This is a genomic window from Nitrosomonas sp. (genome assembly GCF_040256045.1).
Lineage (GTDB): Bacteria > Pseudomonadota > Gammaproteobacteria > Burkholderiales > Nitrosomonadaceae > Nitrosomonas.
This window is the reverse complement of record NZ_JBDZWD010000019.1, coordinates 1-25,048: the sequence shown is the minus strand read 5'-3', so window position 1 is coordinate 25,048 and position 25,048 is coordinate 1. Positions and strand designations below refer to the sequence as shown.

Below are 25,048 nucleotides of genomic sequence, written 5' to 3'. Positions count from 1 at the left end.
CTATTTCCAGTCAATCAGTGTTTTTACCGGATCAAAGCGTTCATTATGTGCTATAGGAATCAGTGGTAACAAGACGTTTCACCTGAAGTTTCGTACGGCGCTGCTCTGCCTGCCACAGGTCATATTGAGTCTGCTGATTCAGCCAGCTTTCAGCAGTTGTATCGAAAGCGATGGACAGGCGAATCGCCATTTCCGGACTAAGTCCGGCACGCCCATTGAGAATAGCGCTCAAGGTCTTGCGGCTGATCCCCAGAGCTTCTGCCGCCTCAGTGACAGAAAGACCAAGCGGATCGAGGCAGAGCTCCCGAATCACTTCACCTGGATGAGGTGGATTGTACATAAACATGGTAATACCTCAATGATAGTCTTCATAGTTTACAACCTCGGCATCTTCACCATCGAACCGGAAAGTAACTCGCCAGTTTCCACTGACATTGACGGCCCACATATCGGTTCGATTTCCTTTCAGTTCGTGAAACCGCAGACCTGGAAGATTCATATCCTGCGGCTGCCTTGCGGCGTTGAGCCGGCCAAGTATCAGGCGGAGTCTGTTCACATGAGATGTCTGGATTCCGGAGATACTTCCAGTTTCAAAGAAGCGCCTGAGACCTTTATGCTTAAAACTCCGAATCATATACAAAATGTAACCTATTACGTACCGGGTGTCAATTATGTAGAATAAGGCAAGAATAGGGGATGGATCATGGTTTTTGCTGGTCTTTGGCAGCTTTCCACTGCACGACTCCGATCAGACACTCGCCATGCTCGAATCAGTACTGCCTATTCGTATTCAACGTACTTGCCATGGTGGGTCAGTATCGAACCCCGCCTTCCTTCTATTCCACCCGGCACCGATCCGATATAACTATTTCCAGTCAATCAATGTGAGCCGGGACGGTTTACTCTTTACTGGTCAACAATCGTGCGTATGACACTGCAGGGGTTCCCGGCAGCAAATACACCTGCGGGAATATCCTTCGTCACAACGCTTCCAGCTCCGATAACGGTTCGTGCTCCGATTCTTACACCCGGGCATATGATGGCTCCCCCACCAATCCAAATATCATCTCCGATTTCGATTGGCTTGCCAAATTCCCGTCCGCTTGACCGTTCCCTGTAACCTAACGGGTGGGTTGCTGCATACAGTTGCACCGATGGTCCTATCTTGACTCTTGATCCAATACAAACTGTACAAACATCCAGAACAACGCAGTTGAAATTGAAATACACATCGTCGCCGATGTATATATTGCTTCCGTAGTCGCAGTAAAACGGAGGCTCTATCCATAAGTTTCTTCCGGCATTGGGAAGCAGTTCCTGAAGTAACCGCAGGCGAGATTCTGTATTCAGCTCGAGACTGTCATTGAATGCTTTTGCTCGAATTCTCGCCAGGCGGCGTTCTTCAACAAGTACCGGGTCAAGCGGGTCGTAGAGTTTCCCGGAAATCATCTTTGTCTTTTCAGAAATCATCGATCAACTCGCTTATTGTGCTCAACGTCCCCTGTTGCTTGTAATTGTCAGCTATTCCGCGGCTTGTATAAATTGAGTGCATTCTTGTTGAATACATTTTCTGCTGCTTTAGAGCCAAGCGCTTCAATGATCAGCATAAAATCTTCATGAGTGTATTCTCTTGGCGCTCTGGTGGAAGGTAAGTCGGTGCCAAACATAAGTGAGCCAGGGTTGGCTGAGTATAAATCCTTGAGGGCATTGGCTATGGGAAAATCGACCCTGCTAAAACCTGTAGCCTTTACTTTGACTCCTTTTTCTGCGAGCTGAACAAGCAATTTGAATCCAGCCTTGCTCAAGCCAAGATGATCGATGCTCACTGCGGGAAGTTTGATGAGAACCCCAAAAAGATCAGCGAGCATGGCTGAGTCAGCGTAAAGCTCTACATGCCAGCCAGCAACTTCATTTATTCTGGATGCTAAAGATGACAGGTGACGAATCTCTTCAGAGCCACCACGCTTTAAATTGAACCGAATAGCGCGAACGCCAATATCGTCTAACTGGAGTATTTCTCCATTTGAAACAGTGTTCGGAAGCTGTGTGACCCCCACGAATGATGGCCCAAGATTTTTAAGCGCCTCGATCAGATAGGTTTGATCGAAGGCTTGAAACGAACCGGAAACTATTGCACCACCGCACAAGTTATAAGGGAGCATCCGAGACAGATAATCGGTATTTGTAAACGACTCCGGCATGTACCCATTATTTGGTACCAAAGGATATCGTTTATCAATTATATGTAGATGAGAATCGAATAATTGGTAGTCTTTCTGCATGCCCGATCTCTTTACTGCCACATTCTGATGGCTGAGGTTACCGCTCACTATTGATGAAACGCTTGCTCAAAAATCACTTCATCATAAGCAATACAGATTCCTTTCACAGCTCTCTTCTTACGCCGGACTCACGTTAAATAACTGACTTGAGGCAGATGATATATAGCCATTATCAATGGTTATCGCCAGTTTTTTTCATGGCTGGTTCCGCATTTGATGCCTTCATTCGTTTTACCGGATGAAAGCATCAAATTATCAACCAATCATAAAAAATATTCCTATGCCTTGTTTTCACACCAACAATGTCGCAATTTCGGCCGCGTCACTGTACCGCTTCATTCTGTTTAGTCCCACTTTGTGATGGGATGTGTTGACGATAAAGCGTTCAAGTTCGTTCTGCCAGCATTTGATGTGTATTCGTAAGGTGTGAGTACTGGTACGGGTTGCGCGAGGTCGTATCCCTCCGCCGGGAGGTTGAAATCGTGAGGAGCGATGCGGCTCTCAGGTGTCCGTCCGCAGCAGTTCCACACCTTCTTGTCGGGCCAGCGCCTTGTCGAAGGTGAACGTATGTTGGCAACCCAGACGATGATTGCGCGCGATGATCAGACAGTCGGCAAAACCTCCCTTGCCGTGGCGAAAAGCGGCCGCCGCCTGCTCCAGCGTGGCGCGATCTTCGAAGGCAAAGGTCTTGACGGAAAGCAGCAAGTCGATTATGCCGGCCAGCGCAGCCTTGTCCATGCCATAGCACGCCTCAAGCACCCAGAACGTTTCAGCAATGACCAGATCGTTGATGAACACGGCTTCGGGCGTGTCGTTAATCGGCTCCAGCAGCTTGCGCACGGCCTGGGCCTGGGCCGCGTTGTCATTGACGAGCAGGCGCACCAGCACATTGGTGTCGAAACCGATCATGCCTGGCTGTCTTCCTCAAGCGGGGTGGCTGCCAAGTGCCGTGCCACGGTGGCCTGCGCGATAGCCTGATCCATTTCCTCCAGGCTGACTGGTCGCTGCCCCGGCCTGCGCAGAATGCCGAAGATGTCCAGCGCCGTGCGATTGACCGGCCGGGCATGGATGACGCCGTCAACAATGTCAAAATCCAGCTGTGTACCCTCGGTCAGACTCAACCGGTCCCGGATGGGTTTGGGCAGGGTCACCTGGCCCTTGCTGGTGATGGTGGCTTGCATGGTGTGTCGCTCCCTGGAGGAAATTTCTGAATACTATATTTTTATCAGAAAAATATCAATAAGTAAGGAATTTTACGGGGTTTGGATATACGCATGAATTCGCCCCTCATCAAGCTGCGCGATATCCACAAGCGATATGGTGGATGGGATATCAGTCGTTATGGCGGAAATGTGAAATAAACTTAAAAACTGTAGTTAATCGCTTATCAGTGCAAGGATGCGGGTCGTACTTCACCACATCCTGCTGTGCCACATGAGTTATGTGCCGCTCTTCGGTACATACTTGACATTTAACAAACCTTCAAAATCATTATCCTGAGTCCAAAGCATGGCATCGTACTTATGCGCAGTGGCAAATATGATGCTGTCCGCTAATGGCAACTTATACAGAACGCCAAACTTTGCAGCGTCCATTGCCAGCTCAGAATCCAGGGACACCACTCGCCCTTGCTCCATGTGAGCCACCACAACCAAGGCAGCCTCCTCGCCACGTTGGCGTAACACGTTCTTGAAAACTTCCGTTATGGTAATGCTTGGCACCAGCAACTGCGAGATTTGCTCAACAGGTTCTGCAAATACCGGTGCATTTGCATCACCTGCGAAATAGGACAACCAGGCGGAAGAATCAACTACATTCATACCTCATACCCGATCTTCGTCTCTGGTAACGGTAGTATCAATATCCTTGAGAAAACCTCTCATCTCCTTCATGGGCTTGAGGGGAATCAATTCAATTCGCCCCTGATAGGACATAACCTGAATTTTCTGCCCCGACACAATACCCATTGATTCACGAATTTCTTTCGGAATTACAATCTGATACTTCGGTGAAACGGTAACCGCTGTCATAGCCAATCCTCTATCGATCTTAATATAGTATTACGATACATCTATCGATCAAGGGTGGTCAAGCGCAACAGGACATGGTGATACTTCGATTAATCAGTGGTCCAATCCTCCATGCGCAAACCGGCCACGCGGTGGAATTCACCCACGTTGTGGGTGATGAGGGTCAGGTTGGCGATCAGCGCATGGGCGGCAATCTGTATATCGAGTGCACCGATGGGGGTACCCGCGCGTTCGAGCGTGGCGCGCACCAAACCGTAGGCATCGGCGGCAGCTTCGTCCCACGGCAATATGGTGATGCCTAGCAGGAAACGATCGACCTCACGCTCCAGCCTTATGGCAGCGGGCAGCAAGCGAGCCACACCGTAGCGCAATTCGGCTCGGGTGATGGCGGAAATACAAACGGCATCAACGCTTTCGCGCCGCAAACGCTGCTCCAGATGCGGGTAGCCACCGCGCAGCAGATAGCTGGCAATGTTGGTATCCAGCATATAGCACAAAGTCATGGCTAGGCGGTATCGTCTTGTGGCAGCAGCCAGTCGCGTATTTGCTGGGGTGGCTGATGACGGTCAGCCAGAAAGTCGGCCGGTACGGCGGTCAGATCACGCTGGGCAAGGAATTCATCCCATGAGGTCCAGCCCGCGCGGCTGGAGAGGATAACGTCGCCAGTCAATGGATCGCGTCGGATAAAAACTTCATTGCCCTCGAAACGGAATTCGGCCGGCAGGCGCACGGCCTGACTGCGACCATTCACGAATAGTTTGGCGGTTTGCATGAAATATCTCCTGTCACGTTGGGTTGACAAGAGTATATATCGCGATAGATACCAACTCAACGATCAAAACATAGCACACTTACAGTTCATTGACGCCAACGTAAAGCAGTTTTGGCACATAACCCCGCCACGAAGACAAACTCATATTCTCCAGTTTCTGCCCTGCCAGGGCCTGTCTTGCCTATGTATCATGACGAAAAAAGGTCAAATGTGCCTCATCTGGGGCACCGCGATCAATGGATATCAGGCATCTCATGATTTCGCTTCGCCACTTGGCATCTTTGAGCCACTTTCAGCAGGGGCATCTTGACCAGTCGCGTCGATAATAATGTACAATACGTACAAATATTACAAAAGGAAGTTAATATGCGTACTGTAACAGCAAGTGAAGCCAGGCAGGGGTTGGCGGAAATCATCGAGGCAGCCCGGCGCGAGCCTGTCATCATCCAGCGTCAGAAACGGGATGTGGCAGTGATGATGTCGATGGACGAATACGAGCGACTGGTCAATCTAAATGTGGCTGAGTTTCAGCGCTTCAGCGATCGTGTCGGCGCCCAAGCACAGGAAGCCGGTATGACGGAAGAGGTATTGCAAGAATTGCTAAAGAACGTCTGATAAAACCCTCCATGAGCTGTATGCAGACAAAATCGTGATGATCGCAGAAAACCGACGGAGGTCGTAGCTATAGCGATGCTGAGGAGTACAAATCAGAGGTTCCCTAAGCAGTGAAGACTGATCGTCAGTTAGTGATCGACACTAATCTTTGGATCAGCCGCTTGCTTATACCCAGTGGTACGGCAGCCAGAGCGGTGGATCACGGGCTCTCCTGGGGTACTCCATTGATGTCCGAGGAAACACTAACAGAATTGAGCGATGTTCTCTCCTGGACCAAATTCGACCGGTACGTCTCGCGCGAGGACAGGCAGCATTTTTTGCGTTTACTCGGTGGTATTACTCGAGTGGTTTCCATCACCCGGCGGGTCACTGCGTGTAGAGACCCCAAGGACGATAAGTTCCTTGATGTGGCGTTGAACGGCGAAGCGCATATGATCCTGACAGGAGACCGGGATCTCCTGGAACTGCATCCTTTCCATGGGATCGAGATACTTAATCCGGCAAGCTTTCTGGGCCGGCCAATCGATTGAGTGTGCTTTTCACATTATCTTCTGTTCAACCCCACCGATGTCTGATCAGCTACCTACCACTCGCTGCTCAAGACTCACTGCGACGCCACCAAGCCAGGATCACCACCACAACAGGTGCCAGAATGGTCAGCCACGATACCATGTCCCAGATACCGTCACCGATGAGGGCGGAAACCAGGCCGATTAGGACTGCCACGCTTAATAGCGCCGGTATGAAAAACACTTCTCGCACCGATTGTCGGTGCTTTGTATACATCGTGCGCGATTCCAGCCGATTCGTCATGTAATCTATCCTTGTTTTCATTGGTATAAACCATCGTGTTGTTCAACGCTGTATGGTCGTCGAGAGGCAGTACAGCATCGTCCGCTTTGGAAACCGATGCTGTCGTCGTCTTGGGTTTACGCAACCAGAGATACAGACCGCTGGCCAACACGACGATAGCGATGAGGTCGAGCACTGCCCACAGAATTTTCAGCGGCAGGCCGCCGTAGTCGCCAAAGTGCAATGGTTGCGACAGAAACAATGTCTTCACATACCAGGGCATATCACGTGAATCAGTCAGCTCACCATTACTGGCATCGACCAGCGCCGGCTTAAGCAGCCGCGATGTGATCGGTGTGTTGCCCCTCAGGAAAAAAGTATAGTGGTGCGGGCTGGAAAACATCGTACCCGGGAAAGCGACCAGCCGTACCTCCATGTCCGGCGCCGCCGCGCGAGCAGCACGCAACGATGCTTCAAGATGTGCAGGCTGTGTGACGGGTGGCAGATCTTTAAAGGGTGCGGTCATTTCAGCCATCTGGTCCATTTGCCACAGGCTCAGGATAATGCGGTCCAGCGTGTTGATGGAGCCGGTCAGGCCCACCACTGTCAGCCAGACCACGGTCACGATACCCAGCAGATTATGTATGTCCAGCCATTTGATTCGCGCACTGCGCTGCATGCGCAGCACGCCGAACTTCAGCCGCTGCATGAACGGATAGTACAGCACGACGCCAGATACGATGGCCACCACCATCAGCAAGCCCATGAAGCCCAGAAACAGTGTGCCGGGCAGGTCGGCAAACATGTCTACGTGAAGCCTGAGCATCACATACATGAAACCTTCACGGGTCTTGGGTTCGTCCAGCACTTTGGCAGTACGGGAATCGATCACCACTGAATTACTTTCCTCCGGCGGGGCATCGACCCGACTGGCCATCGATACAAAGGTCAGATCCGGATGCTCCTCCTGATCCCAGAACATAAAGCGGATGACTTCGCCAGAGCGGCGTTCGAGCGCCGCCTGTGCGATACGGTCCATACTGGCGTTCGGTGTGCCTTCAGGCATGGAGGGTGCCTCCACCACGCCACTGAGATGCTCGATTTCTTCATGAAAAATCAGTGGCAGACCAGTCAGGCACAACAGCAACATGAACAAGGTGCAAACAATGCTGCTCCATTTGTGAATCCAGGCCCAGGAATGTAACGACATCAGTATCTCCTTATAGATCGATGGAAGCAGAGAAATTTATGGTACGCGGTGTTCCGATGAAGAGAGAACCTGCTGTAGCTGCACCGAAGTAATCCTTGTCCAACAGGTTTTCAACATTCAAACGGAACATAACCGGCTTGGAGATGATGCGCGCAGCATAACGCACGCCTCCATCGAAGCGTACCCAATCCGGGATCTTCAGCGTATTGGTCGCATTGACAAAGGTTTTGGCGGTGTAGACCATCCTGCCTGTCAGCGTTAACCCCGGCAGAAAGCCAACATCCCATTCCGCTCCCAGATTGGCCTGCCACTCGGGTACCCCAATGGCTTTATTGCCCTTCAGCATCGCCGACACCGATTTGGACAACACTGCATCTATGTAGCTGGCGCCGCCCAGCACGCGCACGCCGCGCACAACTTCGCCGGCAATGGTTGCTTCCACGCCGCGATTGCGCTGCTCACCAAACACGCCGAACGTCGTACCGGATATACCCGCGCTGGGCCTGGTCAATTCGAACAGGCTCAGCGTTGTCATGAAGTTGCCCTGATCGAACTTGACACCGATTTCCTTTTGCTTGGATTTATACGGAGACATAATCTCCCCCGGATTAGTAATCGCCGCACTGATCGGTGCCGTATCCCCTTTCGATAATCCCTCGATATAACTCGCATACAGCGACAGTGACGGGCGCAGCTTGAACACGATGCCAACGACAGGCGTTATTGCGCTCTTATCGTAGCGCGGGCCACTGGCCATACCCGTAGCAAAATTGTAGCTTTGTCCCTCGACCTTCTGGTAACGCAGGCCAAGGGACGCCAACAGCCTGTCATCCCAGAATGACATCGTATCGGCCAGCACCACACTGGTCAGCTGAGTATCGAGGTAGGGACGCGCCAGGTTATTGATACCCTCAATGGAGGGAGTCGAAAACAATTGGCCGGTATACAAATTGGAAATACCGGGAGGAAAGCCGGTATAAAAGCCCAGCTCTTGCGACTGGTCAAGCCAGGTAAAACCAAATGCAGTACTATGGCTAACAGGCCCGGTAGCAAATACGCCGCGTATACCTGCTTCCAGTGACTGGGTGCGGGTAGGCATACGTTGCCAGCCTCCGGCGTAGGAATAGTCACCCGCCGTATTCAGAAGAACCGGATTGGCAGCGAAAGCGCCCCAGTTAAGTTTACGCATACCGTAGCTCGCGTATGCGGTAACGGCCTTACTGATATCGTACTCTGCCTTGAACAGCCACGAGATATTGCGACCATCAGTCCAGCCGTAACCAGGGTAGGCCGTAGTGTTGTCCGGTACACGCGGGACTGCAGTCAACCCGGGACCCATTGAAAACTGGCGTACCACGTTATTGATGCGCTCTTGTTGCCACAACAGATCGAGAGAAGCTCGCAGTGAACGCTGACGAAAATCCAGCCCCAGCGACCCCAGGCTCTGATAAGTAGACTGACCATCGATTGTCGTATTGCCACCGCGGTGCATGACATTCAGGCGTGCACCGAATACATTATCCGGCCCGAAACGGCCACCAATATCCGCATGGCCACCAAACAGGGAATTTGAAGTGATGCCGGTCGTGATCCGCATCAGTGGTGTATCCCCAGCGCGCTTGGGCACCAGATTAATGACGCCGCCTACACTGCTGCCAGGCGCCATACCAAACAATGCGGCAGACGGGCCTTTGATCACTTCCACCCGTTCTATCGATTCCAGAGGTGCCCGCCAGTAGGGTGTCAGGCCAAACAACCCGTTCAGAGCGAAATCTGCGCTGGAGACCGAGAAACCGCGCATCGTAAGGTCTTCGTTGATGTTGGAGCGAGCACTGCTCATACGTACCGATGGATCCAGCGCAGCAATATCCGCCACCGAACGTGCCTGGTTATTTTCGATCACTTGTGACGAGTAGCTGGTAACACTGAAAGGCGTATCCATCACCGCGGTATTGCCAAGCACACCCATACGTGCACCACTGCCTACCTGGCCTCCTTTGTAAACCGGCGGTGCCTCATCAATAGCGGCTCGATGGCCTGCCACCGTTACCGTTGGCAGCACGGTCCCGCTTGTCGTCATCGTGGCAGCAGTCGCCCTGCGTATCACGTATCCGCTACCAGGGGTGGCAACCGCCTCCAGTCCGGTTCCCGCCAGCAGTGCCTTCAACCCGTCCGGCACGCTGTAGCTGCCAGTCAGGCCAGGACTGTGCTTATCTGCAGTCAGTGCACCATCAATGGACAGCGTAATGCCGGCATCTGCCGCAAAATGGTTTAGCACCTGGTCCAGTGTACCGGCCGGGATGTCATAGCGGATGCTTGCTTGCGGCTGAACAGGTACTGTCGTGCTTTGCGCCCGCACCGGCACAAACGTTGCCGCCATGGACAGACAGGCCAGCAGCACGACCTGGCGCAATAGCGCTTGCGAACGACAAGCCCCCGTAACGCACAGGTTGGCAGGAAGATTGGTGTTTCTCGTTGGCATAGATTTTTCCCTTCAGTAATAGGTGGTCCCGGCTGTTTGCCAGGGCCTTACCTGTATTCCGAACGAGATGGGAAAAGTGCTACGGTTGATGCAAAATTTTTTTGGTGAGAGGGTCAGAAGATTGTTTCATTTGAACGGATGGGGTCCAATGGTGATCCACCAGCGCGTGACTGTCTGGACTTGTACCGGCAGGGCCTGGGTAAGCAAGCGCAGACTCTGATCAGTATCGTCCAGTGAATAAACGCCGGAAACGATCAGATCCTTGACTGCCGGGTCACAACGCAGCACACCGCTGCGGTAGCGGCCCAGCTCGACCAGGAAATCTTCCAGTCGCATACGTTCGGCCACGAGCAGACCGCGCGTCCAGACAGTTGCACTGATTTGCAGTGCCTCAGGTGCTTCGACTCCGGTGTGATCGAAACACGTCTGTTGACCGGCATCAAGCCGTACGACATCGTCCGGATTCACGGTGGCCGGGCGGATAGCGACTGCGCCATCCTGTACCGCAACCTGAATTTGTGTATCTGATTCGCGTACATTGAAGCGTGTGCCCAGCGCCTGGATACTGCCCCGGGTGGTTTGCACCAGAAACGGGCGGTCGGCACTGTCTGGCGCTGTAACGATGAAGATCTCACCCGTGCGCAACAGCAATTGGCGTGTCTGCGCGCTATAGCACACATTAATGGCAGTGGCACTGCCGAGCGTCACCTGCGTACCATCGGCAAGTTCGATATTACGCCGCTCACCATACCCGGTGTGGTAATCGGCCATCATCATCTGCCATGGCACTGTTTGCTGCAATCCATAGCCGGCGATACCGGCGCCTGCCAGCAGACCTGCCATACCGAGTACTGTGCGACGTGCTTTACATCGCCTAGCATCAGCGCTGCGTAATACTTCGGCAACAGGTGAAGCCAGCGTCTGCAGTTGTTCATCGGTACGTTCCACCTGAGCCCAGGCACGGGCATGTGCCGGGTCAGCCGCCAGCCAGCTCTGCCAGCGCGTACGATCTCTATCGGTAGCCTCTCCCGACCAGAAGATAACCTGCCATTGCAATGCCTGCTGCAAGATGTCGACCGCAGGCGCAGTATCATGCTCAGGTTGAGCTGCGCGGGGTAACGAAGGTGTATTGCTGTCACTCATGTGCGTGCCAATGTCATGGAGCGGTGCCAGTCGGTGAATTCAAGACACAGTGACAAGTCTGCGCAGCGCGCAGCATATACTTACGCACTGTCGCGACGGAGATACCCCGGCGCTGCGCAATATCGGAATAGGTCAATCCATCGAGCCGCGACAGCAGGAACACCTCACGCACCCGAGACGGAAGACTACCCAGCGCGGTATCGAGCAACAACAGTACCTGCAGCGCCAGTACACGTTCTTCTGCCGATGGTGCAAGATTTTCCGGCAGTTGCGCCAACGCCGTCAGGTAGGCTTCCTCGACGGCACGACGGCGATACAGATCCACCACCAGACCTTTGGCGATCTGAGTGAGAAAAGCGCGCGATTGTTCGGCATTGGGTACGCGACCCGAAACCAGAACGCGCACGAAGGTGTCATGCGCCAGATCGGATGCATCAATGGCACTGCTCAGTCTGCGGCGCAGCCAAACCTGCAGCCAGTCGTGGTGATTGCAGTACAGGGCCTGAACATCCGTGGATACAGTAGTGTCAGGCGCCAGACATGAATCGGTATGAATACTGTTATCCAACATGATAAACAACAAGAATGAGAATGCTTATTATTTTATCAGGCTGGTAAAAACGAATCTACTCGTGGTTTTATACGCGAGGGAAATAAAACAGGCGGGGTTCTTTCAAGTGTTAGAACCATAGGATGCTGGGACGAATTAACGCCAAGGCATCCCAGTTTATTTTTACAGGTAGCCTTTGTTTTGCTATACCGTACGTTCGCGCAGATGAACGATATTACCTTCCGGATCACAGACATTGCGCACCCGTAAACCGGGCCCCGGCCACAGTGGTCCCCATACCTTGCCACCAAATTCCTCGGCGATACGCTCAGCTGTGGCAAGGCTCTCAACAGTGAAGAACGGTTTGATTGCCTGTTCCTCGCGCGGCACTGGCGGTACGGCAATGGTGATCTGATCGGCAAACTGCGGTGGAATTGCGTGAATGATCAGCTGAACATCTGGTGATTGCAGCACCTTGTGTTCACTGTCCGCGTGCAACACTCTCGCCCCCAGCACTTGCTCGTAAAAGGATGAAACTTTATCCAGATGCTTTGCATAAATCAGCACACCTGTGCGAGCGGGGCTAGACATTGTGTCCTCCGGATATGTCCGTTAAATAAACAACCTGTACGGCCCGATGCTTGAAGTTAGACGATCGAGTCGGCAACCGAGAAAAAATCCCTTGCCTTTGTTCCGACATACCAGGTCAATCCTTTGTTGGCAGAAAAGCCAATGATTACACCAACGCCGAACGGGATAGCTTTTTCTGCAGCTTTTTTTGTGAAGGTTATTCCAACTTTCTTGAATAGCTCTCTTAACGTTTGAAGAGACGCATCCTGGAGATATTGTTGCATCATTTTTACTGATGCTTTTTTGCCAGGTTCTTTCCCGCCCACTCTGGTCATCTCACTGATTGCACCAAGCCCCGCAACCATCAAACAAAGGCGTTTTTCCTCTTCGATGGTAATGTCACGGCCGTAAATCGTTGCAATGGCCATTGTCATTTCAATTTGATACTTCATGGAAAGAGCCGCATTGGCTGTTGCGCCGCCAAATGCAGCCAGAACAGTGCCAAGTCCGGGTATTGCCCCTGTAAGAGCGGTAGTTCCGCCCACAAAGGCAGTATAGTAGGAGTAATTCGATATGATCTTATCGGCAGCATAAGCATTGATCTCGTCTTCTGAACGATCGCTCCCATACCGGGTTACATATTTGTCCTTGAGTTGCAGAGCTTCTTTTCTGATAGCAGCAGGCTCTGCAAGAATCAGTTCAATTGCTTTCAGAAGGATTGGTTTGTCACCAACCGTAATGACTTCTGACATCTCATCTCCTTGTGTTCGTACTGTCGTCTAATGGGCTGATCAGGAACACAGTGGATAATTCGGCGGACAGCAGCGCATTGTTATATGTCTTTCTCATTAACACTCATAAATATTGCTTTGAATTGGTGAGGCATTTTCGTTCGTCAGCGGTACGGTAGCGTAGTCTTCACCCAGAAAACTGGAAGCTTTGAACAAATTCTTAGAACTGATTCACGCCAAGCCTGTCGAAGCCACAGGCAGTACATATGCTTTGATGAGCTCCATGCGAATGGTTTCTGGACGAATTGGTAAAATCAGTAGCGATTCGGATTGCGTGAGTTTTCATCAAAATGGATCGGATCAATTAAGCACACAAAAGACAAACTGATGAAACATAAACCACAAATGATAAAAATGCGTTGGTTGGATACAGCAGTAGTGTTATTAGTTCTGTATGCTTCCTCAGCTTGGGCCTTTAGCATCGATGATGTCGCAAAACAGGCTCAATTATTAGCCGGTAAAAACTATGAAACGCCGGAAAGCAATTTGCCCTCCACTTTTCGCGATATGAAATATGCGGATTACCAGCAGATTCAGTTTAATCATGATAAAGCTTACTGGAGTAATCTGAAGACTCCATTCAAGCTTGAGTTTTACCACCAGGGTATGTACTTCGATACACCTATCGAAATTAATGAAATAACCGCTACGTCGGTACATAAAATCAAATACAGCCCTGATTATTTCAATTTTGGTAATGTCCAGCATGACAAAGACACAGTGAAAGATCTTGGTTTTGCTGGCTTCAAAGTGCTATATCCGATCAATAGCAAAGACAAAAACGATGAAATTCTCAGTATACTCGGCGCCAGCTATTTCCGCGTGATTGGCGCAGGTCAGGTTTACGGTATTTCCGCACGCGGCCTGGCTATCGATACTGCTCTGCCTTCCGGCGAAGAGTTTCCCCGGTTCCGGGAATTCTGGATCGAACGGCCTAAACCGACTGACAAGCACCTGACAATCTATGCGCTGCTGGACTCGCCGCGTGCGACGGGCGCTTACCGCTTTGTCATGATTCCGGATCGCGATATCGTAGTCGATGTCCAGTCGAAAATTTATCTGCGCGATAAGGTCGACAAGCTGGGCGTTGCACCGCTGACGAGTATGTTCCTGTTTGGCTCTAACCACCCTTCTCCGATAGTGAACTTCCGTCCTGAGTTACATGATTCTAACGGCCTCTCCATACACGCCGGTAATGGAGAATGGATCTGGCGTCCACTAAACAATCCGAGACGTCTGGCCATCAGCCGTTTTTCCGTGGAAAACCCGCAAGGGTTTGGTCTGCTGCAACGTGGCCGTCAATTTTCACGTTTTGAAGATCTGGATGATCGTTACGATTTACGTCCGAGTGCATGGATAACGCCGAAAGAAAATTGGGGCAAAGGCAGCATTGAGCTGATAGAAATTCCAACCAACGACGAAACCAACGACAACATCGTCTCTTTCTGGATACCGGATCAACTGCCGGAGGCTGGTAAGGAAATAAACTTCAAATACACCATCACCTTCAGCCACGACGAAGACAAGCTGCATACACCGGATAACGCGTACGTCATGCAGACGCTTCGCTCAACAGGTGATGTAAAACAGTCTAATCTTATTCGTCAACCTGATGGCACGATCGCCTTCGTCGTCGATTTCACTGGCGCGGAGATGAAGAAACTACCGCAGGATACACCTGTTGCAGCTCAGGTCAGTATTGACGACAACGGTACGATCGTCGAGAGCAGCGTGCGTTACAACCCGATCATTAAAGGCTGGCGCCTGACACTGCGCGTAGAAGTGAAAGATGTAGAAAAAATCACTGAGATGCGTGCTGCACTAGTCAATGGTGACCAGATACTGAGTGAAACCTGGAGTTATCAGTTACCCGCTGATGAATAAAACAACTGAATACATCGATGCGCTGCCGCTGACTGCCGCTGAGAAAGCAACGCTGCCGACAATAGATATCCGCACTCTTCATAAGGCACTGGATTCTAAGCATCATGACTATGCGCGTGAAGATGATTCGCCGCTGGGATCTGTGAAAGCACGGCTTGAGCAAAGTTGGCCTGATTCTCTGGTTAACGGACAACTGACTGAAGACGACGAAGAGCGTACACAACTGGAGACAATGCCAAAAGCGACACGCTCATCAATGTCGCCGGATCCGTGGCGCACCAATCCGATTGGCCGATTCTGGGATCATTTGCGCGGGCATAATGCCACACCACACGATATGTCGCAATTGACGAAGGAAGAGCAGGCTCATGAACAAGAATGGTGTACCGTCGGCACCATTCGCCGCTACATTCTGCTACTGCTGACATTTTCGCAGACTGCGCTTGCAACCTGGTATATGAAAACCATCCTTCCTTATCAGGGTTGGGCACTGATCAATCCGATCGACATGATTGGCCAGGATGTGTGGATATCGTTTATGCAGCTGCTGCCTTATATACTGCAAAGCGGTATTTTGATCCTCTTCGCTATTCTCTTCTGCTGGATATCTGCCGGTTTCTGGACGGCGCTCATGGGTTTTCTGCAATTGCTGATCGGTAAAGACAAGCACAGTATTTCCGCATCGCTAGCAGGAGATGTGCCAATCAATCCCGAGCACCGTACGGCGTTGATCATGCCTATCTGCAATGAGGATGTGGATCGCGTGTTCGCCGGATTGCGCGCGACCTGGGAATCAGTGAAGGCGACAAATCAGCAGCAACACTTCGATATCTATATTCTGAGCGACAGCTACGACCCTGATATCTGCGTCGCGGAACAGAAAGCGTGGATAGAACTGCTTGCAGACGTCCAGGCCAAAGGGCAGATATTCTATCGTCGTCGCGGCCGCCGCGTAAAACGCAAGAGCGGCAATATTGACGATTTCTGCCGCCGCTGGGGCAGCCAGTACAGCTACATGGTGGTGCTGGATGCGGATTCGGTAATGTCAGGAGAATGTCTGACCAGTCTGGTACGCTTGATGGAGGCCAACCCGAATGCCGGTATCATTCAATCGTGGCCGAGAGCTTCAGGCATGGATACCTTCTACGCACGCTGCCAGCAGTTTGCAACACGTGTTTACGGGCCACTGTTTACTGCCGGCCTGCATTTCTGGCAATTGGGAGAATCACACTACTGGGGCCACAACGCCATCATCCGTGTGCAACCGTTCATTGAACACTGTACGCTGGCGCTTTTGCCCGGTGAAGGCACTTTCGCAGGCTCTATTCTCTCTCACGATTTCGTGGAAGCGGCATTAATGCGCCGTGCGGGGTGGGGAGTATGGATTGCTTACGACCTGCCGGGTTCTTATGAAGAATTGCCACCGAATCTGCTGGATGAGCTTAAGCGCGACCGCCGCTGGTGTCATGGTAACCTGATGAATTTTCGCCTGTTCCTGGTAAAAGGCTTGCATCCGGTACATCGTGCGGTATTCCTGACCGGCGTTATGTCCTATCTTTCCGCCCCGCTGTGGTTTATGTTCCTTGCACTTTCCACTGCGCTGCAGGTGGTGCATGCGTTCACGGAACCGCAATACTTCCTGCAACCACACCAGCTGTTTCCGGTGTGGCCGCAGTGGCAGCCGGAACTGGCGATTGCACTGTTGGCCTCGACCATGGTGCTGCTGTTTTTGCCCAAGCTGCTGAGTATTTTGCTTATCTGGTGCAAAGGAACGAAAGAATACGGTGGATTCATTCGCGTCACGATCTCCCTGCTGCTGGAAGTGATTCTTTCAGTCCTGCTGGCGCCGGTGCGCATGCTGTTCCACACCGTATTCATAGTCAGTGCGTTCCTTGGCTGGAAGGTGACATGGAAATCGCCACAACGCGACGATGACTCCACCACGTGGCGTGAAGCCTTTACGCGACATGGTTCTCAACTGCTGCTGGGGCTGATTTGGGCAATAGGGATGGCGTGGCTCGATCTGCGCTTCCTGTTCTGGCTGGCACCTATCGTCTTCTCGCTGATTCTGTCACCGTTCGTATCAGTCTTTTCCAGTCGTGCATCCATTGGCCTACGCGCCAAACGCTGGAAGCTGCTCTTGATTCCGGAAGAATATTCGCCACCCAAGGTATTGGTGGATACAGACAATTATCTGATGATGAATCGCAACTGCACACTGAACGATGGCTTCATGCACGCTGTGTTTCATCCATCATTTAATGCACTGGCAACGGCAACAGCCACTGCACGCCACCGCAAGAGCAAAGTGCTTGAAATTGCCCGCGACCATCATGTCGAGCAGGCGCTGAATGAGCCCCCTGACAAACTCAACCGTGATTGCCGTCTAACCCTGTTGAGCGACCCGGTTGTCATGTCGCGTCTGCATTACCGCGTATGGGCAATGCCGGAAAAATATGCTTCATGGATGAATTACTATCAACAACTGACGCTCAATCCGTCAGCACTGAAACAATGGAAGCCGAATATCAAGGAAGAAGCTGACTATGCGGAATCAAATGCTCAAATCGATATGGCTCTTTCCGGTACACCCTGACGTAGTGCTAACTGGCAGCTCAATGCTGCATTAAGAGAACGGAGTTGAACACAATGTAAGAAATAATGACTGGCAAGTTTGCCGTTGTATCTTAGCCACCCTGCCACGTGGGAGCCGTTTGGATTTCAATGCACCCAATACACCCCTTCTTTTTCATTCCATTCGTACTATTCCCGAGAATTGAACCTACCACCCTTTAGCTCATCATCATTCTTTTATCATTAAATGATGGGATTCATCGAACTAAATTATCGTTATTTCTCTATTAATATCATATTGTTATTATTTATCTAAACATTCTGATGTAAAAATATTGAACGATAGAAGATATTTGTACACTTTCTCTATAAGAAAAATAAGAATGGTTTTCGATCGCAACATAATCAATTTTCAGAGATGACATAAGTCCGATTTACTGGATCCCGGTTGCATAAAAAACTGATCTTACTTTTTGCTAAATGGAGATTTTTCTATGCCTTACAAAAAGAACGAAGATCTGCCCGAAAACGTTATTCATGTTCTGCCTTCTCATGCGCAAGATATTTACCGCGCTGCATTTAACAATGCATGGAAAGAGTATGCCGACCCGGCAGATAGAAACGAAGAGAATTCCCGGGAAGAAACTGCTCATAAGGTTGCATGGAGTGCAGTTAAAAAGCTGTACCGGAAAGAGGGGAATGAATGGATAAGAAAATAAAGATTTGTTTATCAATCTTTCAAGTCAGGCATCACTAGATGCATCCAACTGTAGTTTTTAAGTTTAATTATTTTGAGTCATGAACTCGGTAGCCAAGAAATTATTTTTGCATATGGAGAATATATGAAACATACCTGCTCAACCAGTGATCTGGGATGTTTGAAATTCAATAAAAGAAGAGAAATGATGGGCTGGAATACAGTTGAAAGAAACTGGAAAGAACTAAAAGGCAAGCTTAAAGAAACATGGGACGATATGACTGATGATGAGCTGGATGTCATTGCAGGCAAACGTGAGCAACTAGTGGGGAAAATTCAAACCAAATATGAAATTGCAAGGGAAGAGGCTGAAAGACAGGTTAACGCTTTTGCTCACGATTGCGATGCCGCTAAGGAACCTTTGAGAAACATCGGCGAGGCAGTTAGTTCAAGGCAAAAATCAGTGAAAAAGCGGAGTTTATACACATAATAAATGAGCATTTTGAGCCGATTTTTAACACAAAAATGGCAACGCAGGTAGTTTTTCAGAGGTTCCGTAAGGAAAAGCCAATCATCAGGGGTATTTGGATACCGGAAAAATATGAATCTGTTTAGGAAATGATAATCGAACCATCATGCAGAAATGATGATTCGACTTAAAGAGCAGATCGGTACTTATTTATGAAACAACAATAAGTATTGGGGCTGCACAGGTGGGCCGGAATCTCGCCTGTATTACAAAAGTAGTAAATGGAATCCTTTTAACTTATTAAATTAACAGGAGTCAATCATGAAAAAACTGAATATTTCATCAACATTAGCTGCTGCCTCTTTTATTACCACAACTGCTTTTGCAAATTTGCAACTCTGCCTCCAATAGTACGGAAATAGAATGTGAAGTGGATGCAACTAGGACGTTAATTCAACCGAAGAAAGGTTGATCGTAGCGTCTTATAAACATACGAGGATATTCAAAATGAAAGCTCATATCTCAAAAGTGAAACTTTCTATTTTAGTACCAGTAGCCTTGTTGTCCGGATTCTTCCTGATAGGAAGTACTGCGGCAACAGCCGACTCTTCTTCAGACAGCAATCGCACAAACAGTGAGAAATACGAAAAGAAGGAAGATACCAGAAAATATGATCAGCGAAATGATTTGGATGAAAGCAGAAGAGGTATAGAAGATACAGTGATACCTGAGACTGATAGCAATTCAACTGATCAGCCAAATCACAATCTTCGCAATCCGTCAGAACAATCCCCCGCAGAAATTATGCCGGGCAGGAACTAATCTAATCAAAATTCTATTCAACAAAAGAGGAAAGTTATGAAAAAAATATTATCGAGTACTTTCATTCTGTCTCTATTTATGCTCAGTTCAGTCAATGCGCAGGCGCAGGTAGAGGATGTTCATCTGCAAGAAGCAATCAGACAAACCGAAGCTGTGGTTCTGGCAGTAGATGTAAAGACTATGACACAACTGGCGCAGGAAGCAGAAAGGTATGCCGTTGAAGTTAAATCAACACATCCCGAAGACAAGCACCTTCAGGAAGAAGGATTGAAACACCTGAATGACGTCATAAAAGAATCTCGGGCTGGCGAAGCTGCTGCAGCCAGAAAAGCTGCTATTGTTGCGTTGAGTAAATTTAATCAAATTGAGAGTAAATAAATACAGATCAGGGCCTGGAATGACAGAACGCATGTTATTCCAGGCCCTGCAGTTCTCAAATTTTGAAGACTTCCAGATTTTTATTCCATTCCCAAATCAAAAATGACACGAAGGCGAGCCCCAGACAGTATAAATAATACGGCTTGGCGAAGCCGACAAAGTTAGTTTTGATTTAGAAATGGAATTAGTCCTGCTTTGAGTTGAATCGTTAGAAAACCCCTGAAAAACGTCGGCGAGGCAGTCAGGTCAAGGCAAAAACCGGATAAAAAGCGGAGTTTATATGTAATAAATGAGCATTTTGAGCCGATTTTTAACGTAGAAAGGCAACACAGGTAGTTTTTCAGAGGTTCCTTAGCAGCGATTACTGATAAATTTGTCCACTATGTTTCAGCCACCCTCCCACGTGGGAGCCGTTTGGATCTCGATGCGTCCAATGCACAACCCCTCCTTTTTCATTCCATTCATACTGCCCTGAAAATTGAATGGAATCTCCCTTTCTGAGAGAGCCTATTCTCGGTGCGACATCGATATTATGCGCAATCAAAAGGGTTTGACCGGAACGAAGGGAAATAATGAATTTTTGGTGCCTGCTGCCAACATTGTCGTCCGGGAGCAATTTTGTGACAACGCCTTCTCCGGAGACTTGTAGATTGCTCTTACGATTTGAGAAAGCATCGGCAATCGCTGCATCCGCACCACCCTGGCTCTCCGAGAAAGTCGAATGCTGGAGTCTGTCTGGTATTGAGGTGTAGGGATTGCCGAGATACGAATAGCCGGCAACTATTGCCACCGCAAGAAATATGAGTTTCTTCTTCATGTTGTCACTTCTAATTCATGACTTAAACCACGCCGCCAAGCGAAGGCAAATATATCGGCTGGATGCACTTGCTGGATTTATTTACCGGCTGCCTCTGCACACATCACCTTCTTCCGCAGTGAGCCAGCCCGAAAGCTGCTCAATACGGTGGTTAACCAATGCAGTCTGCTCCAAACAACTGCACATTGGATAGACCGAACCGTATTCCTCACGCTTGTTATCAGCGGGATAAATAGCTTCCATCTCCGCATCCCGGAATGCCAACCATGCGCGCTGCGCCTTGCGTAGCCTGATTGTGAAATTGGCATCGTCTTTATGCTGTTCCAGAAGCTGCTGATAGATGGCATTGAGCTTTTTGTCCGCTTTCCGATATGCCTCACACGCATCATCATTGAGATCAGCTTGAGTCTGTGCATTCGCGATCGCACATAAAAGCGCACAAACAAAAAAGGCAATGGATCGAATATTCATTTTATTGAAGTCCAACGTTCAAGGTAACTGGCCTTGCACAGCTTTATGCGCAAGATCCGATTGACTGTAGGGTTGGACATCTCCGGGGGCACCGCATGAACATATATCGAGTAAATCAGATTCACGAATAGACTTTCGCAAGATTGTTATGTTTGAGCTTAAGCGTTGCAAACTCGCGTTCCGACGAAACCGTAATATCTGGTTCGCCAAACTGCTTCTCGGTTTCCACCGCAAGACGCGAGACAAATTCCTTTATGGCTTTTGAATCTGCTGGTTCGTTGTAAGCAACAAGCAGATCGATATCGCCATACAACTTGCGTCGCAGAAATGAGCCGAAAGCATAGATACTCACGCCTCTTGGCGGCGACAAGTCCTTTGCAAGCCTACTTATATTGCTAAGGCGATCTTCTCGTTCAGAGCGAAGCAGGTAATTTAGGAACTGTTCTCCGCTATACCGAATGGCGCCCATAAACTCGCCGAGCATGAACAGTCCGATTCCGTTCTCTATGCAGATTCGCTTTGCAGAAGGTGAATACTGAATTACCGGGCAGGAGCAAATAATGGCGTCAACGGCTGGATCGACCTCTAGCACCCGATCTAGGGTGTAGTCGGTAAAGTAATATGTGTTAGTTACAAAGACTTTGAGCGATCTTCCATCCACTAGCTGAACGAGCATGGTGGATTGATTCAGTTCTTGCAGGCTTTTGATATTGCTGTGATCTGACAAGAATCTGTTGATATAGGTTTTGATTTGATTGTGGCGATATTCAAGTTCCTCTTGCTCCATCACTTTAGGAGCCGACGATGGAATTCCAAGCTTTGTCTTGATGAAGTAGTCAAACTCTCGCGGGAATAGTTTATAGTCATTGACCCTACGATCCATCAGGCAATTGTCTTGGAATGCATCTACGTGAATCTTGTACAAGAGCATTTGCAAATAAACATCCCAGGGATATTGAAAGTTTCGCCGATTCATTTCGATGAGTTGCACGATTCGCTGATTGTGGGGAATGATGGTGTCGAGGCAGCGCCTACGCCAAAGACGCAATCCATCTCCTCCTTCACCCCTTAGTACGTTGTTCGAGAATGGTCCGCACTCGCGAAATATGGTCGCATTTTCGTCGAGCAGATCATTTACTGCGGAAAGTAGCTGTTGCTCATTTTGGATGTTCGGAATTGCAAACAGTGACGAAATCTTTTCAGCATGAGCTTGTTTCCAAGCAAGCATCGATTCTACGGAAAACTTGCTTTCTAGTTCATCAGCGACCTTATGACATTCAAGGCAAAGCATGATGAGATTCACTATGCCGTCTTTCTCAATGTACTCAGCAAGATCGTGATCGCTTCGCGGACCCGTGCTTCCGTGACCGACGATATGAGCGACATTGGCAACGCTCACAACATCGTCTTCAACTGACCGAAACAGAGGCCGGTTACATGCAGGATTCTGGCAGAAACCGCAGCTTTGTGCCCAGAGTTGTCGTGTAGTGTTAAGTGGGATCGACTTTCTAATCACGGTGCCAGCAGTCTTGTGGGTTATCGAATTAGTAGAGGAGATGCTCAACGAGGGTGTAGAAAAACCTATTTTTGGACTGGGGGGCGCCCAGACCTCAAATTCCAGATCCCAAATTTCTGAAATGCCTTGACGAGTGAGAGATCAGGTTTTTAGAACTATATTCATAAGTGTCAGTGTATTATTTATACCAGGCCTAGAGATGCTTGAGTACTTGATTTTGTCTTTGATCAACTGTTTTCATTGGCTTACCCCATAATGGGCAAGCTTCTCAATGTTGTGGACCAGACAGTACAGTTTCCATTGTCCGTCGACTTTGCTCCGACCCCGCAGGGTAAATCGATCAAGGCGTTTGTTATTGCGCAGGCTACCGAATACTGGTTCGACCGTCGCGAAGCGGCGGGTGATCATCTGTCGACCCTGATCAGAATCGATCTTCCGTTTCATCCGGTCAGTATGGGTTTCATAACCGTCGCGTTTGCCTTGGAAAAATGCAACCTGCCGCGTCTTGGTTTTCTCCGGCGTGCGCAAACACTGAGTCCGGAGGGGGCAAGGCAGGCAATCTCGCTCGGCGCCCCGAAACTTCATCGCTGCATAGCCATTGAAGGTGCAGTTCGAACCGTTCGAATAGAGTCGTTTGCCAGCCGGGCAGAGACAGTGCGAGCCATCCTCGGCAAGCTGGAAGTCACCTGGACCAAACCGTTTCGAGATCAAAGGTTGTCCACGCTTATCCCAGAGTGGATCGGGCTTGGCCTTGTGTGCCGCTTGCCCATGGTAGCGTTCGTCGCGTTTGCGGTAGCCGTTGTCGGGAAGGTAGGCGTTGATGCCTTCTGTCGCCAGCATCTTGAGGTTGTTTTCAGAATGATAGCCAGCGTCAGCGGTAACAACAGTTTGATTGCTCATTTGTGGCTTGACAGCTTGGACCACTGGAACAAGCAGTTCTTGTTCTGAACCGGTGCCATGAGCCTGCGCATCCAGAATAATCTGGTGTTTTTCATCTACCGCCGCTACGCCTGTGTATCCCTGGATAACACCCTTGCCAGTGGCCATCTTAGCCGATTCATTGTCAGTGAGGTTGGATTGGCGTACACCTCCCTTTGGTCCTTTGCGATCTTCCGGGTTAGCTGCCAGCCAATCTTTGAGTTGTTTTGCTTCCTTTTGCAATCGTTCCAGCTTGCAGGCTTCTCGTTGGGCCTGACGCTCGTCCACAGGGGTCATATCTGTTTCCCGGTGACGTGCCAGCATCTGCTTCGCGGCTTTTTCCATCTTTTCAGCCTGGCGTTGGAAGGTAACTTTACACCATCTATCGCGAACAATTCCCGGCCAATCAACCCTTGCCGGTCACACACCACTAACACCTGGGCGAATAACTTTGCCACTTCATCGCCTAGTTCGGCAATGAATGCCGCCAAGGTCGTGAAATGGGGTTGATTATCCCCGGCAACCGCTATGAACAATATGTTCTGTCGACACATCGCCTCGATCCGGCGGCTGCCAATCAGGCCGCGACTGTAAGCCAGCAAAATGATCTTGAACAATACAGCAGGATCGTAAGCGGAAGTCCCTTGCGCATCGTTCCGGTAACGCTCACGTAGACCGCTAAAATCCAATTCATGATCGACGAGATAGCATAAGGCGTGTTCGAAACTGCCTGGAATAAGCTGCCGTGAGAAATCAACAGGTAACAGCATCAGGCCCTTTTGAATCGGTTTGAATCGCGCCATCCTATATCTCCTGATAATCTTCACCAATCCTGATTATTCCATGGAAAAACCAATAGGCTTAGGTTTTCCTACAGCGTCAACGTTTGAGCTCAGGGCGCGGCCCGTCAGGAACGTCGTGCCTGCAGCGAATGGTTAGTACAGGCCCCGAACTGGCGCCTTAATACATACCGAATTCGCTGCTGATGCGCCATTTTCCAACCCATCTCCTCCACCATAGGCCTTGGCCGCTTTAGCAATGAAACAATTGCCGCAGCACCATGCGGGCTATGCGCAGCACCGTACTCTTCTTCTGGGAGAACCGACATTGCACTCTGGTATCCGCATAACCCATAACCAAAGTAGGCACACCGCAAATACGAGTACGCAATGTCATCCTTGCGCGACAGCACCGCCACCCAACCTGAATTGCCCCGGGTTTTGAGGAGGCTCCAACTTTTGAGAGAATGGAGTCATGAATAAACA

General features: G+C 49.8%; 27 protein-coding genes and 1 pseudogene. 8 read left to right on the top strand and 20 right to left on the bottom strand.

Features of this window, described 5'->3' with window-relative positions:
* Positions 1 to 43: 43 nt before the first annotated feature.
* The 10 genes from ABUL11_RS05355 to ABUL11_RS05310 form a co-directional block, all read right to left on the bottom strand.
* Positions 44 to 346: a HigA family addiction module antitoxin gene (locus tag ABUL11_RS05355; RefSeq protein ID WP_350282835.1), complete on the bottom strand. Its 303-nt coding sequence runs from the start codon at positions 344 to 346 to the stop codon at positions 44 to 46.
* Positions 347 to 355: 9 nt separating this feature from the next.
* A complete protein-coding gene (locus tag ABUL11_RS05350; protein WP_350282834.1) occupies positions 356 to 634 on the bottom strand; it encodes a type II toxin-antitoxin system RelE/ParE family toxin in 279 nt (92 codons plus the stop codon).
* Between the two features lie 272 nt (positions 635 to 906).
* Positions 907 to 1,449: a sugar O-acetyltransferase gene (locus ABUL11_RS05345; protein ID WP_350282833.1), complete on the bottom strand. Its 543-nt coding sequence runs from the start codon at positions 1,447 to 1,449 to the stop codon at positions 907 to 909.
* Between the two features lie 68 nt (positions 1,450 to 1,517).
* The gene (locus ABUL11_RS05340) at positions 1,518 to 2,282 is read right to left on the bottom strand and encodes an amidohydrolase family protein (protein ID WP_350282832.1); all 765 of its coding nucleotides are present in this window, start codon (positions 2,280 to 2,282) and stop codon (positions 1,518 to 1,520) included.
* 501 nt (positions 2,283 to 2,783) lie between these two features.
* Complete coding sequence (locus ABUL11_RS05335; protein ID WP_350282831.1) at positions 2,784 to 3,191, bottom strand: type II toxin-antitoxin system VapC family toxin; 408 nt, start codon at positions 3,189 to 3,191, stop codon at positions 2,784 to 2,786.
* Positions 3,188 to 3,463: an AbrB/MazE/SpoVT family DNA-binding domain-containing protein gene (locus ABUL11_RS05330; RefSeq protein ID WP_350282830.1), complete on the bottom strand. Its 276-nt coding sequence runs from the start codon at positions 3,461 to 3,463 to the stop codon at positions 3,188 to 3,190. The genes ABUL11_RS05335 and ABUL11_RS05330 overlap by 4 nt, the downstream gene beginning before the upstream one ends.
* 258 nt (positions 3,464 to 3,721) lie before the next feature.
* On the bottom strand, positions 3,722 to 4,102 hold the full coding sequence (locus ABUL11_RS05325) for a type II toxin-antitoxin system VapC family toxin (protein ID WP_350282829.1): 381 nt from the start codon (positions 4,100 to 4,102) through the stop codon (positions 3,722 to 3,724).
* Between the two features lie 3 nt (positions 4,103 to 4,105).
* The gene (locus ABUL11_RS05320) at positions 4,106 to 4,312 is read right to left on the bottom strand and encodes an AbrB/MazE/SpoVT family DNA-binding domain-containing protein (protein ID WP_350282828.1); all 207 of its coding nucleotides are present in this window, start codon (positions 4,310 to 4,312) and stop codon (positions 4,106 to 4,108) included.
* Between the two features lie 89 nt (positions 4,313 to 4,401).
* Positions 4,402 to 4,815: a type II toxin-antitoxin system VapC family toxin gene (locus ABUL11_RS05315; protein WP_350282827.1), complete on the bottom strand. Its 414-nt coding sequence runs from the start codon at positions 4,813 to 4,815 to the stop codon at positions 4,402 to 4,404.
* A gap of 2 nt (positions 4,816 to 4,817) precedes the next feature.
* A complete protein-coding gene (locus ABUL11_RS05310; protein ID WP_350282826.1) occupies positions 4,818 to 5,084 on the bottom strand; it encodes an antitoxin in 267 nt (88 codons plus the stop codon).
* Positions 5,085 to 5,450: 366 nt separating this feature from the next.
* Between ABUL11_RS05310 and ABUL11_RS05305 the strand changes: the two genes are divergently transcribed.
* Positions 5,451 to 5,699 carry a type II toxin-antitoxin system Phd/YefM family antitoxin gene (locus ABUL11_RS05305; protein WP_350282825.1) on the top strand — a complete coding sequence of 83 codons (249 nt, stop codon included), beginning with the start codon at positions 5,451 to 5,453 and terminating at the stop codon, positions 5,697 to 5,699.
* A 110-nt stretch (positions 5,700 to 5,809) separates the two neighbouring features.
* A complete protein-coding gene (locus ABUL11_RS05300) occupies positions 5,810 to 6,229 on the top strand; it encodes a putative toxin-antitoxin system toxin component, PIN family (protein ID WP_350282824.1) in 420 nt (139 codons plus the stop codon).
* A 155-nt stretch (positions 6,230 to 6,384) separates the two neighbouring features.
* Here the strand turns inward: ABUL11_RS05300 and ABUL11_RS05295 are convergent, their stop codons facing one another.
* The 6 genes from ABUL11_RS05295 to ABUL11_RS05270 all read right to left on the bottom strand — a co-directional run bounded on the left by ABUL11_RS05295 (position 6,385) and on the right by ABUL11_RS05270 (position 13,198).
* Entirely contained in the window at positions 6,385 to 7,701 is a 1,317-nt protein-coding gene (locus tag ABUL11_RS05295; RefSeq protein WP_350282823.1) for a PepSY-associated TM helix domain-containing protein, read from the bottom strand.
* A gap of 10 nt (positions 7,702 to 7,711) precedes the next feature.
* Positions 7,712 to 10,183: a TonB-dependent siderophore receptor gene (locus ABUL11_RS05290; RefSeq protein ID WP_350282822.1), complete on the bottom strand. Its 2,472-nt coding sequence runs from the start codon at positions 10,181 to 10,183 to the stop codon at positions 7,712 to 7,714.
* A 126-nt stretch (positions 10,184 to 10,309) separates the two neighbouring features.
* Complete coding sequence (locus tag ABUL11_RS05285; RefSeq protein ID WP_350282821.1) at positions 10,310 to 11,326, bottom strand: FecR domain-containing protein; 1,017 nt, start codon at positions 11,324 to 11,326, stop codon at positions 10,310 to 10,312.
* A gap of 13 nt (positions 11,327 to 11,339) precedes the next feature.
* Positions 11,340 to 11,897 (bottom strand): sigma-70 family RNA polymerase sigma factor, encoded by a 558-nt coding sequence (locus tag ABUL11_RS05280; RefSeq protein ID WP_350282820.1) that lies wholly within the window; start codon positions 11,895 to 11,897, stop codon positions 11,340 to 11,342.
* A 183-nt stretch (positions 11,898 to 12,080) separates the two neighbouring features.
* Positions 12,081 to 12,467, bottom strand: a complete 387-nt coding sequence (locus tag ABUL11_RS05275; protein ID WP_350282819.1) for a VOC family protein — start codon at positions 12,465 to 12,467, stop codon at positions 12,081 to 12,083.
* 56 nt (positions 12,468 to 12,523) lie between these two features.
* On the bottom strand, positions 12,524 to 13,198 hold the full coding sequence (locus ABUL11_RS05270; RefSeq protein ID WP_350282818.1) for an EcsC family protein: 675 nt from the start codon (positions 13,196 to 13,198) through the stop codon (positions 12,524 to 12,526).
* Between the two features lie 384 nt (positions 13,199 to 13,582).
* Here ABUL11_RS05270 and mdoG point away from each other — a divergent pair, with 384 nt between their 5' ends.
* The 6 genes from mdoG (at position 13,583) to smbP (ending at position 20,061) form a co-directional block, all read left to right on the top strand.
* On the top strand, positions 13,583 to 15,121 hold the full coding sequence (gene mdoG, locus ABUL11_RS05265) for a glucans biosynthesis protein MdoG (protein ID WP_350282843.1): 1,539 nt from the start codon (positions 13,583 to 13,585) through the stop codon (positions 15,119 to 15,121).
* Positions 15,114 to 17,717 (top strand): glucans biosynthesis glucosyltransferase MdoH, encoded by a 2,604-nt coding sequence (mdoH, locus tag ABUL11_RS05260; protein WP_350282817.1) that lies wholly within the window; start codon positions 15,114 to 15,116, stop codon positions 17,715 to 17,717. The genes mdoG and mdoH overlap by 8 nt, the downstream gene beginning before the upstream one ends.
* Before the next feature lie 472 nt (positions 17,718 to 18,189).
* A complete protein-coding gene (locus ABUL11_RS05255; protein ID WP_350282816.1) occupies positions 18,190 to 18,414 on the top strand; it encodes a ChaB family protein in 225 nt (74 codons plus the stop codon).
* A 72-nt stretch (positions 18,415 to 18,486) separates the two neighbouring features.
* Positions 18,487 to 18,882 (top strand): CsbD family protein, encoded by a 396-nt coding sequence (locus ABUL11_RS05250; protein ID WP_350282815.1) that lies wholly within the window; start codon positions 18,487 to 18,489, stop codon positions 18,880 to 18,882.
* Between the two features lie 486 nt (positions 18,883 to 19,368).
* The gene (locus tag ABUL11_RS05245; RefSeq protein WP_350282814.1) at positions 19,369 to 19,683 is read left to right on the top strand and encodes a hypothetical protein; all 315 of its coding nucleotides are present in this window, start codon (positions 19,369 to 19,371) and stop codon (positions 19,681 to 19,683) included.
* 36 nt (positions 19,684 to 19,719) lie between these two features.
* The gene (smbP, locus tag ABUL11_RS05240) at positions 19,720 to 20,061 is read left to right on the top strand and encodes a small metal-binding protein SmbP (RefSeq protein ID WP_350282813.1); all 342 of its coding nucleotides are present in this window, start codon (positions 19,720 to 19,722) and stop codon (positions 20,059 to 20,061) included.
* Positions 20,062 to 20,422: 361 nt separating this feature from the next.
* On the opposite strand, the gene ABUL11_RS05235 is transcribed toward smbP, so the two are convergent.
* The 4 genes and pseudogenes from ABUL11_RS05235 to ABUL11_RS05220 all read right to left on the bottom strand — a co-directional run bounded on the left by ABUL11_RS05235 (position 20,423) and on the right by ABUL11_RS05220 (position 24,586).
* Positions 20,423 to 20,878 carry a DUF3465 domain-containing protein gene (locus ABUL11_RS05235; protein WP_350282812.1) on the bottom strand — a complete coding sequence of 152 codons (456 nt, stop codon included), beginning with the start codon at positions 20,876 to 20,878 and terminating at the stop codon, positions 20,423 to 20,425.
* An 81-nt stretch (positions 20,879 to 20,959) separates the two neighbouring features.
* Positions 20,960 to 21,349, bottom strand: a complete 390-nt coding sequence (locus tag ABUL11_RS05230; protein ID WP_350282811.1) for a lysozyme inhibitor LprI family protein — start codon at positions 21,347 to 21,349, stop codon at positions 20,960 to 20,962.
* Between the two features lie 121 nt (positions 21,350 to 21,470).
* Positions 21,471 to 22,748 carry a nucleotidyltransferase family protein gene (locus tag ABUL11_RS05225; protein WP_350282810.1) on the bottom strand — a complete coding sequence of 426 codons (1,278 nt, stop codon included), beginning with the start codon at positions 22,746 to 22,748 and terminating at the stop codon, positions 21,471 to 21,473.
* Between the two features lie 354 nt (positions 22,749 to 23,102).
* Positions 23,103 to 24,586: pseudogene (locus ABUL11_RS05220) on the bottom strand (transposase).
* Positions 24,587 to 25,048 lie beyond the last annotated feature (462 nt).

Excerpts from the sequence above, each read along its gene's own strand:
- ABUL11_RS05355 (WP_350282835.1), bottom strand. The coding sequence starts at position 346 with ATGTTTATGTACAATCCACCTCATCCAGGTGAAGTGATTCGGGAGCTC.
- ABUL11_RS05350 (WP_350282834.1), bottom strand. The coding sequence starts at position 634 with ATGATTCGGAGTTTTAAGCATAAAGGTCTCAGGCGCTTCTTTGAAACT.
- ABUL11_RS05345 (WP_350282833.1), bottom strand. The coding sequence starts at position 1,449 with ATGATTTCCGGGAAACTCTACGACCCGCTTGACCCGGTACTTGTTGAA.
- ABUL11_RS05340 (WP_350282832.1), bottom strand. The coding sequence starts at position 2,282 with ATGCAGAAAGACTACCAATTATTCGATTCTCATCTACATATAATTGAT.
- ABUL11_RS05335 (WP_350282831.1), bottom strand. The coding sequence starts at position 3,191 with ATGATCGGTTTCGACACCAATGTGCTGGTGCGCCTGCTCGTCAATGAC.
- ABUL11_RS05330 (WP_350282830.1), bottom strand. The coding sequence starts at position 3,463 with ATGCAAGCCACCATCACCAGCAAGGGCCAGGTGACCCTGCCCAAACCC.
- ABUL11_RS05325 (WP_350282829.1), bottom strand. The coding sequence starts at position 4,102 with ATGAATGTAGTTGATTCTTCCGCCTGGTTGTCCTATTTCGCAGGTGAT.
- ABUL11_RS05320 (WP_350282828.1), bottom strand. The coding sequence starts at position 4,312 with ATGACAGCGGTTACCGTTTCACCGAAGTATCAGATTGTAATTCCGAAA.
- ABUL11_RS05315 (WP_350282827.1), bottom strand. The coding sequence starts at position 4,815 with ATGACTTTGTGCTATATGCTGGATACCAACATTGCCAGCTATCTGCTG.
- ABUL11_RS05310 (WP_350282826.1), bottom strand. The coding sequence starts at position 5,084 with ATGCAAACCGCCAAACTATTCGTGAATGGTCGCAGTCAGGCCGTGCGC.
- ABUL11_RS05305 (WP_350282825.1), top strand. The coding sequence starts at position 5,451 with ATGCGTACTGTAACAGCAAGTGAAGCCAGGCAGGGGTTGGCGGAAATC.
- ABUL11_RS05295 (WP_350282823.1), bottom strand. The coding sequence starts at position 7,701 with ATGTCGTTACATTCCTGGGCCTGGATTCACAAATGGAGCAGCATTGTT.
- ABUL11_RS05290 (WP_350282822.1), bottom strand. The coding sequence starts at position 10,183 with ATGCCAACGAGAAACACCAATCTTCCTGCCAACCTGTGCGTTACGGGG.
- ABUL11_RS05285 (WP_350282821.1), bottom strand. The coding sequence starts at position 11,326 with ATGAGTGACAGCAATACACCTTCGTTACCCCGCGCAGCTCAACCTGAG.
- ABUL11_RS05280 (WP_350282820.1), bottom strand. The coding sequence starts at position 11,897 with ATGTTGGATAACAGTATTCATACCGATTCATGTCTGGCGCCTGACACT.
- ABUL11_RS05275 (WP_350282819.1), bottom strand. The coding sequence starts at position 12,467 with ATGTCTAGCCCCGCTCGCACAGGTGTGCTGATTTATGCAAAGCATCTG.
- ABUL11_RS05270 (WP_350282818.1), bottom strand. The coding sequence starts at position 13,198 with ATGTCAGAAGTCATTACGGTTGGTGACAAACCAATCCTTCTGAAAGCA.
- mdoG (WP_350282843.1), top strand. The coding sequence starts at position 13,583 with ATGATAAAAATGCGTTGGTTGGATACAGCAGTAGTGTTATTAGTTCTG.
- mdoH (WP_350282817.1), top strand. The coding sequence starts at position 15,114 with ATGAATAAAACAACTGAATACATCGATGCGCTGCCGCTGACTGCCGCT.
- ABUL11_RS05255 (WP_350282816.1), top strand. The coding sequence starts at position 18,190 with ATGCCTTACAAAAAGAACGAAGATCTGCCCGAAAACGTTATTCATGTT.
- ABUL11_RS05245 (WP_350282814.1), top strand. The coding sequence starts at position 19,369 with ATGAAAGCTCATATCTCAAAAGTGAAACTTTCTATTTTAGTACCAGTA.
- smbP (WP_350282813.1), top strand. The coding sequence starts at position 19,720 with ATGAAAAAAATATTATCGAGTACTTTCATTCTGTCTCTATTTATGCTC.
- ABUL11_RS05235 (WP_350282812.1), bottom strand. The coding sequence starts at position 20,878 with ATGAAGAAGAAACTCATATTTCTTGCGGTGGCAATAGTTGCCGGCTAT.
- ABUL11_RS05230 (WP_350282811.1), bottom strand. The coding sequence starts at position 21,349 with ATGAATATTCGATCCATTGCCTTTTTTGTTTGTGCGCTTTTATGTGCG.